This window comes from Methylobacterium sp. WL103, assembly GCF_008039885.1.
Taxonomy (GTDB): Bacteria; Pseudomonadota; Alphaproteobacteria; order Rhizobiales; family Beijerinckiaceae; genus Methylobacterium; species Methylobacterium cerastii.
Map to the genome: position 1 here is coordinate 1 of NZ_VRUX01000123.1, position 9538 is coordinate 9538.

The 9538-nt window shown below is 70.4% G+C and carries 10 protein-coding genes; 3 read left to right on the forward strand and 7 right to left on the reverse strand.

Annotated elements, in window-relative coordinates; genetic code table 11:
- Positions 1-78: 78 nt before the first annotated feature.
- The gene (locus tag FV222_RS10205) at positions 79-1584 is read right to left on the reverse strand and encodes a type II and III secretion system protein family protein (protein WP_147814140.1); all 1506 of its coding nucleotides are present in this window, start codon (positions 1582-1584) and stop codon (positions 79-81) included.
- 222 nt (positions 1585-1806) lie between these two features.
- On the opposite strand from FV222_RS10205, the gene FV222_RS29515 reads away from it, so the two are divergent.
- Positions 1807-1953, forward strand: a complete 147-nt coding sequence (locus FV222_RS29515; protein ID WP_187273672.1) for a hypothetical protein — start codon at positions 1807-1809, stop codon at positions 1951-1953.
- Between the two features lie 7 nt (positions 1954-1960).
- Here FV222_RS29515 and FV222_RS10210 read toward each other — a convergent pair whose 3' ends face one another.
- The 6 genes from FV222_RS10210 to FV222_RS10240 form a co-directional block, all read right to left on the reverse strand.
- Positions 1961-3310 carry an MFS transporter gene (locus tag FV222_RS10210; protein ID WP_147754244.1) on the reverse strand — a complete coding sequence of 450 codons (1350 nt, stop codon included), beginning with the start codon at positions 3308-3310 and terminating at the stop codon, positions 1961-1963.
- A gap of 187 nt (positions 3311-3497) precedes the next feature.
- The gene (locus FV222_RS10220; RefSeq protein WP_147754242.1) at positions 3498-4256 is read right to left on the reverse strand and encodes an NADPH-dependent F420 reductase; all 759 of its coding nucleotides are present in this window, start codon (positions 4254-4256) and stop codon (positions 3498-3500) included.
- Entirely contained in the window at positions 4246-5106 is an 861-nt protein-coding gene (locus FV222_RS10225; protein WP_238272117.1) for an aldo/keto reductase, read from the reverse strand. The genes FV222_RS10220 and FV222_RS10225 overlap by 11 nt, the downstream gene beginning before the upstream one ends.
- Before the next feature lie 215 nt (positions 5107-5321).
- Positions 5322-5660 carry a hypothetical protein gene (locus FV222_RS10230; protein WP_147754240.1) on the reverse strand — a complete coding sequence of 113 codons (339 nt, stop codon included), beginning with the start codon at positions 5658-5660 and terminating at the stop codon, positions 5322-5324.
- Positions 5661-5725: 65 nt separating this feature from the next.
- A complete protein-coding gene (locus FV222_RS10235; protein WP_147754239.1) occupies positions 5726-6172 on the reverse strand; it encodes a CHRD domain-containing protein in 447 nt (148 codons plus the stop codon).
- A 140-nt stretch (positions 6173-6312) separates the two neighbouring features.
- Positions 6313-6732 (reverse strand): helix-turn-helix transcriptional regulator, encoded by a 420-nt coding sequence (locus FV222_RS10240; protein WP_147754238.1) that lies wholly within the window; start codon positions 6730-6732, stop codon positions 6313-6315.
- Positions 6733-7640: 908 nt separating this feature from the next.
- On the opposite strand from FV222_RS10240, the gene FV222_RS10245 reads away from it, so the two are divergent.
- Entirely contained in the window at positions 7641-7742 is a 102-nt protein-coding gene (locus FV222_RS10245) for a K(+)-transporting ATPase subunit F (protein WP_147754237.1), read from the forward strand.
- Positions 7743-7753: 11 nt separating this feature from the next.
- Positions 7754-9469 (forward strand): potassium-transporting ATPase subunit KdpA, encoded by a 1716-nt coding sequence (gene kdpA, locus FV222_RS10250; RefSeq protein ID WP_147754236.1) that lies wholly within the window; start codon positions 7754-7756, stop codon positions 9467-9469.
- Positions 9470-9538: the final 69 nt, after the last annotated feature.

The window sequence follows — 9538 nt, forward strand, 5'->3', positions numbered from 1 at the left end:
GTTCGGTCCTGGGGCGGGGCGGCGCCGGGTCGGGTTGAGGGGATCGCGCGGCACCGGGCGCCGCGACGCGAGGGGTTCTCAGTCGGTGATGAAGCCGACGCGGCCGCGGTAGCCGCGCCCGAGGGGGGCGGTGCCGACGGTGCCGTAGACGCGGTTGATCTGTCCGAGCAGGATCGCCTGGCCGTCGGTGGCGTCGACGAAGGCGTCGTCGGGGCGCGTCACCTGGCGGGGCTCCATCGCCTTGGCGATGTAGGGGGTGACCATGATCATCAGCTCGGTCTCCTGCCGCTGGTAGTCGCGCGAGCGGAACAGGGCGCCGAGGATCGGCAGGTTGACGAGGCCGGGCAGGCCGGTGATCGCCGCCTTGCTCTTCTGCTGGATCAGGCCCGCGGTCATCATCGTGGCGCCCGAGGCGAGCTCGACCGTCGTCTCCGACTTGCGCACCGTCAGGCCGGGGACGGCCGAGGTCGTGTTGCCGCTGACGAACGAGTAGGAGTTCTGCGGGTCGATCTCGCTCACCGACGTGCCGACGCGCACGGAGATGCGGTTCTCGGCCATCACCACCGGGGTGAAGTTGAGGGTGACGCCGTAGGGCTTGAAGGTGATGCCGACCACGCAGGTCGGCTGGGTGCCTGCAACGAGGCTCGGCGTGCAGCTCTGGCTCGACGGCACCGGCAGCTCGCCGCCGGCGGTGAAGTTCGCCGACTCGCCCGAGATCGCGGTGAGCGTCGGCTCGGCGAGCACCCGCGAGACGCCGGCCTGCTCGAAGGCGCGGAGCGTCGCCGTGATGCTGGCTCCGCCCGTCCCGTTGAGGGTGCCGGAGATGAGGTTCCCACTCGGGAACTGGCCGCCCGAGAGGGCGAGCGGCGTCACGTTGGCGAGGTTCAGGCCCGACCAGCTGCCGCTGACGTTGATCCCGAACTGCTTGAGCACGGTGCGCGCGACCTCGACCACGGTGACGCGCAGCATCACCTGATCCTTGTTGCGGATCGTGAGGTTGTTGATCACGGCGCCGCGCGTGGCGGCGCCGCCCGCAGCGGCACCCGCGCCGCCTCCCCCGGAGACGCCGACGAAGGCGTTGGCGATGTCGATCGCCTGCTGCGCCTCCGACGACGAGCCGACCGACCCCGACAGCAGGATCGAATCGCCGGTGACGCGCACGTCGAAGCGGCCGCTGGGAATGCTCTGCCCGAGGAGCTGACGCAGCGCCCCGAGCTTGAGGTCGCGCGCCACCGTGACGTCGAGCGCCGCGATCTGGCGGCCCTCGGCGTCGAGGATGAAGATCGAGGTCGCACCGTCGGCCATGCCGATGACGAAGACCTTGCGGGTCGAGCGCACCACGGCGTTGGCGACCGCGGGGTTGGCGACGAACACCTCCTTGGCGTCGCGCGGCAGGTCGACGATCACGGAGCGGCCCGCGGTCAGCTCGATCTTGCGGGTCGTTGTCGCCTCGGCCTGCCCCACGGACAGCACCGGGGCGGGGCCGAGCACCGCCCGCTCCTGCGCCGAGGCCGGCGCGCCCGCAAGGGGAAAACTCGCAAAGGCCAGGACCGGAGCGAGGCACAGGGCGGACCAGCAGCGCATGCCTTCGCTCGTCTCCTTTCGGCCGGGCCGCGTCCGATGCTCCATCGAAGCGCCAGGGTTAATGCGAGCTTAACGGTTGCGGCGGCGGACAGATCCCGTCGCGGCGGACGGGACCCGCACCTGCTCTGCGCTTCGGGGTCGCCGGAGATCGGGCGGGCCCGGCATTAACCTTTCGTTAACCGTCAGGCGCCCAGCCTGAACTACGATTCGGAGGGCGGTTCCATGACGATCCTCGGGTTAGTCGAATGGCTCGGCCACGGCGTCGCCGCGGCGCTCGCCGGGTGGGCGGCGATCGGCCTCGTGCTCGCAGGTCGCGATAGGGGGGCGCCGGCCCTGCAACCGGTCCGGGTCCGCGCCCGCCGCCGCTGAGCCACCATCAGATCCCTTCGGCGTAGCCCGGCGCGTCCGCTGTCCCCGCGTCGCGGTGGCGCCGCTCCTGCGCCCGTCCGAGCCACAGGCTGTTGACGAGCCAGGCCGCCGAGAGCGGCACCGCCACCACCGAGACCGCCGCCGCGCCGAACCCGAGGGCACCCAGGCCGGCATAGGACCACGCCCCGGCCTGGTCGCCGAGGCGGTAGACCACGGTGTCGATGAAGCTCTTGGCCTTGTAGCGGTCTTCTCGCGGCACAACCGTGAACAGCACCTCGCGGATCGGCCGGCTGATCGCGAAGTTGCCCGCCCGCCGCAGCACCTGGAAGCCGACGATCGCCGCGATCGACGGCGCCAGCGCCAGCAGGCCGAAGCCGAGGATGCTCAGCGCCGGCAGGATCGCCAGCGTCAGCCCGACGCCGATCCGCCGCACGATCCGCCCGGTGAGGAAGAACTGCACCCCGAGGGTCAGCACGTTCACGGCGAGGTCGACGCCGGCGAAGAACGCCGTCTGCGCCGCGCGGTCGGGGAAGCTCGCCTTGGCGATCGCCGCCTGCTGGAAATACAGGTAGGTCGAGGTGACCGAGAACAGCAGCAGGAACAGGGAGATGTTGAGCAGGTAGGGCGAGGCCAGCGTCCGGGTCACGCCGGCGAACACGCTGCCGCCGATCACCTGACCGGTCCCCTGTTCGGGGCCGCCCGACGGCGCCTGCCGCAGGCGCTCGGAGAGACGGGCGAGCCCGCGCATGCTGAACACCGCGCATTCGAGCAGCACCACCGCGCCGAGCATCAGGCCCCAGGTCGGCACCGCCTTGGCGAGCAGGGCGGTCGTCGCCGATCCGGCGATGGCGCCCAGCGTCGCGCCGGCCGCGATGAAGCCGAACAGGCGCTTGCCCTGGCTCGTCGAGAACACGTCGACGATGGTCGCCCAGAAGATCGACACCACGAACAGGTTGAAGATCGACAGCCAGACGAAGAACACCCGTCCGATCCACACCTCCCAGTCCGGCGGCGCGAGGTAGAGGGCCAGGGCGAAGAGCAGGATGTTGCTGGCGAAGAAGCGGTAGGTCAGCGGCACGAAGCGCGCGCGCGGCATGCGCTTGACCAGCCACGCGAAGGGCAGGTTCAGCGCCAGCATCCCGACGAGCGTCGCAGTGAACAGCCACGGCAGGTTCTCGATGCCGCCGGCCACGCCCATCTGGTCGCGGATCGGCCGCAGCACGTAGTAGGCGGCCAGGATCGAGAAGATGTAGGCCCAGGACCAAGCCAGCGCCGGCCCCTCCCCGGGCCGGGCGCCGACCAGGCGCGCGAAGGCGTTCGAAGGCGCAGCCTCGGTCGGCATCGCGGCGTGACTCATCGCGTGAACCCGTTGCCAGAGCCGGTTCCGACGCGCCCTTCCCCCTCTGCGGGGGAGGGCGGCCCCTGCGTCAGCAGGGGTCGGGAGAGGGGAGCGCCGTATCCTGACAGCGCGCTCCCCTCTCCCGACCCACTGCATGGGCCACCCTCTCCCGCAGAGGGGAGAGGGAGTTGCCCATTGGCCCTCGTCACTGCGTCAGCCCGAGGGTCTTGCGCAGGTCCGGCGCGGTCTGCTCGTGGCCGAAGCCGGGCGAGCCCATGGCGAACTTGCTCGCGTCCTTCAGGCCGCCGACCAAAACCGGGTCGAAGCCGGCGTCGCGCACCAGGCCCTCGGCGACCTTGACCGCGCCCGCGTCGTCGCCGGCGATCGGGATCGCCATGCGCCCGCCCGCCCGGTCCTTGCCGCCGTTCGCGCCTTCCTTGGCGAAGACCTTGTAGTTGGCCGCGTTGAACGCCCGGACGAGCTTGGCGCCGGGGAAGTACTTCTCCGAGGTCGCGCCGATGCCGTTGGCCTGGACCTCGTCGTAGAGCTCGCCGTCGCGCGCCTTGGTGGCGTTGCCGGCATCGAGCACGACCTTGCCCTTGAGGGCGGCGGCGTAGGACTTCGAGAGTTCCGGATAGGCCTTGTACGGCACCGCCACGAACACCGCGTCGCCGAAGGCGATCGCCTCCTCGGGCGTGCCGGCCTTGGCCTTGTCGCCCAGGGCTTCGATCATGGGTTTCAGGGTCTCGGGATGGCGGGAGGAGAACATCACCTCGTGCCCGTCCTTGACCCAGAGGGTCCCGATCGTGCCGCCGATGTTGCCCGAGCCGATCACGCCGATCCGAATTTTTTTGGATGTCTCCTGCGCCAGTGCCGGAAATTGCGCCATCGCCGGAAACGCGAGGCATGCGAGGCCGGCCATGAGCGCGGCGCGACGGGAAAGTCCGAAAAGGTCAGAGCGCATCGATGAAGGCCTCCATCTGTTTCCGCTCGGCCGCGTCGGGCAGGCGCCCGCGGGCCGCGGCGAGGTTGTCCTCGACGTAGGCGACCTTCGCCATGCCGGGGATCGGGCAGGTCACGGCCGGGTGGCCGAGGACGTATTTCAGGAAGAATTGCGGCCAGGTCTCGCAGCCGAAGGCCTTGGCGAAGTCCGGCACCGCCTTGCCCTGGACCGCCTTGAACAGGCGGTCGCGTCCGAACGGCACGTTGACCATCACCGCCTGGCCCCGGTCGGCGGCGAGCGGCAGGATGCGCTCGGCCGCCTCGCGGTTGTCGATCGCGTAGTTGACCTGGATCGCGTCGAGGGTCTCGCTGCGCATCACGCGCTCCAGCCCGTCGAACTGCCCGTCCCGCCAGACGGTGACGCCGAGGTAGCGGATCCGCTTCTCCGCCTTGAGGTCGCGCAGCACCGCGAGGTTCTCGGTGGCGTCGATCAGGTTGTGCACGGCCACGAGGTCGATCCGCGCGACCTTCATCCGCGCCAGCGAACGCTCGAACTCGGCGCGCGTGGCCTCGCGGCCGGTGGTGTCGACCTTGCTCGCCAGGAATACCTTGTCGCGCAAGGCGCCGTCCGGGAGGATCAACCCGAGCACGTCCTCCGCCGTGCCGTAGCTAGGGGCGGTGTCGATCACCGATCCGCCGAGCGCCACGAAGCGCTCGACCGCCGCGCGCAGCGGCGCGACGGCCTCGGCCGTGGGGGCCACCTCGTAGCGGCGCGAGGTGCCGATGCCGACGACCGGCAGCATCTCGCCCGTCGACGGGATCGGACGGCGGATCAGCGTCTCCTCCGCCGACGCGCCCCGGGTCAGGGGCATCAGGGCGGCGGCGGCGATCAGCGCGCGGCGGGACAGGCCGCCGGGTACTGGGGACGCTGCAAGGGGCGCTACGAGGGGCGCTGTGAGGGGCGCTGTGAGAGGCATCGCGGGAGACTCCGTGGCGCGTGACGCATCCAGGCTCACCTAGGGCAACCGTGGGTACGCGTCGGTCTTTTCTCGATCGTGACGCGCGCGGGGGTCGGAGGACCGCTCGATCAATCCTCTTCCGGCGGATCCTCGAATTCCGCGCCCTCGGTGTCGGGGGCGATGCGGAACCGGTACTCGTCGATGGCGAGAAACGCCCGGTGCACCGCCTGCGGGTCGAGGCCGTCGCGTACCACCAAGGTTTGGAAGTCGATGAACAGGCGTGCGATCCGCGCCTCCCCCGTCAGAGCCTGGAGGGCCGAGGAGCCGGCCCCGCCGCGCATCATGAAGCGCTTGGCCGCGCCCTCCGCGTCCGGGGCCGGCAGCACCGCGACCTGGCCGGCGGTGTCCGGGCGCAACTCCGCCCAGCGTGCCGGCGTCCAGGCGATGATGGCGTCCGATTGCTTCACAGCGCGAGCCTCCGCAAGCCGTCCCCGGCGAGCGGCCTACAGAATGCGCGCGCCGGGGAAAAGGCCTACGGCGCCCGCACCACCTGCCCGCGGATCTCGCCCTTCGGGTTCGCCGCGGTGTGGAGGTTGAAGTAGATCTTGCCCGCGGCGAGGTCGGCCGCCTTGGCGTCGTCGAGGGTGGCCGAGCCCTCGAACGGGCTGGCGGAGGCGGTCACCGGGACCAGCACGCCGGCATTGGCCCCGGCCTCGGCGGGACCGTGGAAGTGGGCGGCCGTCACCGGGCCGGTCAGACCGCTGTAGCTGCCCTTCCAGGTCAGCGTCTTGCCGGCGGGATCGTAGGTCGCCGAGACCTCGCCGGTGCCCTTGCTCTCGGTGGCGGGCACTTCCGAGCCCGCCGTCAGCGCAGCCTTGTAGGTCTGGCCCTCGGCCGCCGAAGCCGTGGCGACGGTGGCGGACAGCGCGAAGGCGGAGAGCGCCAGTGCGGCCAGGCCGCTGTGGATGTCGCGGATCATCGGATCCTCCCTGATGGCAAGCCGGGTCCGGGTTGCAGGGCGGTAGATAGGCGCGGCGGCGCGCGCGCCGATCACGTTGTCGCGCGCGACCGACCGATGAACGCGCGACCGCTCCGAGACGCCGCCCGTCGGAGTAGCCGTCAGGAGGCGGCGGCGTCCGGCGTGCCGGCCCGCGCGATCCGGGCGGCGGACTTCACCATCGCCAGCACGTCGCGGCGCATCTGCAGGTCAGAGATCGCCGAATAGGCTTTCAGCAGCTCCGCTGCGCCGGCGATGCCGAGGAAAGGCAGGCTCGCGGACTCGTCGACGGAACGCGACTCGCCGGATTCGCCCTCGAAGAAGGTCGAGACCGGCACGCCGAGATGGTCGGCGATCGTCTGAAGGCGGCCGGCGCCGACGCGGTTGCGGCCCTTCTCGTACTTCTGGACCTGCTGGAAGCTTACGCCCAGGGCTTGGCCGAGGGCGGTCTGGCTGATCCCGCGGGCGGCCCGAAGAACCGCGATGCGGCTGCCGACGGTGTGGTCGGCATCGGTGGGTTTCTTCTGTTCCGCGGTCGACATCGTGTTCGTCTCACTCGGGTTCGTGCCGCCGAGCGGGATGCCCGGGCGTGTAGAAGTGACCAAGCGCTCTCGAAAGACAATCTTGAGATGCGCTAAAGTCACGGTACGATTGTACCCCGTCCTTGCGGCGCAGCCACGCACTTTTCGAATGGGCGGTATGTCGCACGAGGGGGCAACGGTCGAGAATGAAACTGCGGTGCCATGGCGTGAAGCCCGCAGCCCGCGGAAAACGTACCTAAAGTATATCGATTGATTCGGGCAACACCGCTCTTCGCCCCGCTCCCAGGCTTCGACCCGGTCCATCGACGCCCGACGCGGCCTTTCCGCGACGGCAGCAATGCTCGACCGTGACGATATCGGCCGAAACGGCCGCATGCCGAGGGCGCTCGAACCTGCGAAGCCGGGTGTCGCGGAGCCGGATTATCATTCTTTCTCAAAGCTTTAATCGTTGTCGGCCCGCTGCCGCAGCCATCGTGGCCGGTCGTCCCGTCGGGACTTCGCCCCGCACCGGACATTGCGTCTCTACGGCGCGTTCTCAGTATTCGTCTCCCTGACCGAAATTCAGGAGTCCGAGGCGACCGATTCGGGATCGCGCTGTGCGCGGACCTGTGAACGGGTTTGCACGGTCGCGCCCGAAGAGCCGGCCCGATCCTGATGGGATCCTTATGGAATCGGGGCCGGCCGCCTCTCGCATTCCTACGGCGCGTCCGCCCAATCTGACGACCACGGCACGCACGACGCCGGGCGGATCGGTCGAAGCGGACCGGTCGGCCCGCGCCGGCGTCGCCGCCCCCCGTCGTTGCGGACGTTTCCCATGCTCGACCTCGCCTTCCTCGCAGGCGCCCTCGCCTTCTTCGCCATCGCTGCCGGCTATGCCGGCCTGTGCGCGCGCCTCTGAGGAGATCGCCATGCCTGCGACCCTGCCTCTCGACCTGTTCCTCGGCGCCCTCGTGACGGTCGGCCTGCTGGCCTACCTCACCTACGCCCTCGTCCGCCCCGAGCGGTTCTGAAGGACCGACCCATGACCGTGAACGGCTGGATCCAGATCGCGCTCTTCTGCGCGGTCGTGCTGGCGCTCGTGCGCCCCCTCGGCGGCTACATGGCCCGCGTCTTCTCGGGCGAGCGGACCCTGCTCTCGCCCGTGCTCGAACCGGTCGAGCGCGGGCTCTATCGCCTCGCCGGCATCGACCGGACCCACGAGCAGCACTGGCTCGCCTACGCCACGGCGATGCTCGTCTTCCACGCGGCCGGCTTCGTGCTGCTCTACGCCCTGCTGCGGCTCCAGGCGGTGCTGCCCCTGAACCCGGACGGGCAGGGCGCCGTGGCACCGGACCTCGCCTTCAACACCGCGGCGAGCTTTATCACCAACACCAACTGGCAGTCCTACGGCGGCGAGACGACGCTGTCATACCTGTCGCAGATGCTGGGGCTGACCCATCAGAACTTCCTGTCGGCCGCGACCGGCATCGCTCTGGCCGTCGCCCTCGTCCGGGGTTTTTCGCGAGCCTCGGTGCGGACCGTCGGCTCGTTCTGGGTCGACCTCACCCGCGGCACCCTCTACCTGCTGCTGCCGCTCTGCGTCGTGTTCACGCTGTTCCTGGTCTGGCAGGGCATCCCGCAGACCCTTGGCGGCGCCGTCGCGACGACGACCCTGGAGGGCGCGTCCCAGACCATCGCGGTCGGGCCGGTGGCCAGCCAGGTCGCGATCAAGATGCTCGGCACCAACGGCGGCGGCTTCTTCAACGCCAACGCCGCCCACCCGCTCGAGAACCCGACCGCGCTGTCGAACTTCGCGCAGATGGTCTCGATCTTCGCGATCGGCGCGGCGCTCACCAACCTGTTCGGCCGCAGCGTCGGCCGCGAGCGCCAGGGCTGGGCGATCCTTGCCGCGATGGCGGTGCTGTTCCTGGCCGGGATCGCGATCACCTACGGCGCCGAATCCGCCGGAAGCCCGGTGCTGAACGCGCTGGGCCTGCCCGGCGGCAACATGGAGGGCAAGGAGGTTCGGTTCGGGATCGTGGCCTCGGCGCTGTTTGCCGTCGTCACCACCGCCGCCTCCTGCGGCGCGGTCAACGCCATGCACGACTCGTTCACCGCCCTCGGCGGCATGATCCCGCTGATCAACATGGAGCTCGGCGAGATCGTCGTCGGCGGCGTCGGCGCCGGGCTCTACGGCATGCTGGTCTTCGTCATCGTCACGATCTTCGTCGCCGGGCTGATGGTCGGGCGCACGCCGGAATACCTCGGCAAGAAGATCGAGGCGCGCGAGGTGAAGATGGCGATGCTCGCCATCCTCTGCCTGCCGCTGATGATGCTGGGCGGCACCGCGCTGGCCACCGTGGTCGCCGCGGGGCTCGCCGGCCCCGCCAACGCCGGCCCGCACGGCTTCTCCGAGATCCTCTACGCGTTCACGTCGGCGGCCGCCAACAACGGCTCGGCCTTCGGTGGGCTCGCAGCGAACACGACCTTCTACAACACCACCCTGGCGGCCGGCATGCTGGTCGGGCGGTTCTTCGTGATCGTCCCGGCGCTGGCCATCGCCGGCGCGCTCGCCGCCAAGAAGACCGTGCCGGCCTCGTCCGGCACCTTCCCCACCGACGGCGGCCTGTTCGTCGGGCTGCTGGTCGGCGTGATCCTCATCGTCGGCGGCCTGACCTTCTTCCCGGCCCTGGCGCTCGGGCCGATCGTCGAGCACCTCGCCGGCGGCCTCGGCCAGACCTTCGCCGCAGGAGGCTAGGCCATCCGTGACGCCCTCCCCCAAGCCGTCGCTCGACCCTCGCCGCGACGCAGGCGGGGCGCGCAGCGC

Excerpts from the sequence above, each read along its gene's own strand:
- FV222_RS10205 (WP_147814140.1), bottom strand. The coding sequence starts at position 1,584 with ATGCGCTGCTGGTCCGCCCTGTGCCTCGCTCCGGTCCTGGCCTTTGCG.
- FV222_RS29515 (WP_187273672.1), top strand. The coding sequence starts at position 1,807 with ATGACGATCCTCGGGTTAGTCGAATGGCTCGGCCACGGCGTCGCCGCG.
- FV222_RS10210 (WP_147754244.1), bottom strand. The coding sequence starts at position 3,310 with ATGAGTCACGCCGCGATGCCGACCGAGGCTGCGCCTTCGAACGCCTTC.
- FV222_RS10220 (WP_147754242.1), bottom strand. The coding sequence starts at position 4,256 with ATGCGCTCTGACCTTTTCGGACTTTCCCGTCGCGCCGCGCTCATGGCC.
- FV222_RS10225 (WP_238272117.1), bottom strand. The coding sequence starts at position 5,106 with ATGCCCCTGACCCGGGGCGCGTCGGCGGAGGAGACGCTGATCCGCCGT.
- FV222_RS10235 (WP_147754239.1), bottom strand. The coding sequence starts at position 6,172 with ATGATCCGCGACATCCACAGCGGCCTGGCCGCACTGGCGCTCTCCGCC.
- FV222_RS10240 (WP_147754238.1), bottom strand. The coding sequence starts at position 6,732 with ATGTCGACCGCGGAACAGAAGAAACCCACCGATGCCGACCACACCGTC.
- FV222_RS10245 (WP_147754237.1), top strand. The coding sequence starts at position 7,641 with ATGCCTGCGACCCTGCCTCTCGACCTGTTCCTCGGCGCCCTCGTGACG.
- kdpA (WP_147754236.1), top strand. The coding sequence starts at position 7,754 with ATGACCGTGAACGGCTGGATCCAGATCGCGCTCTTCTGCGCGGTCGTG.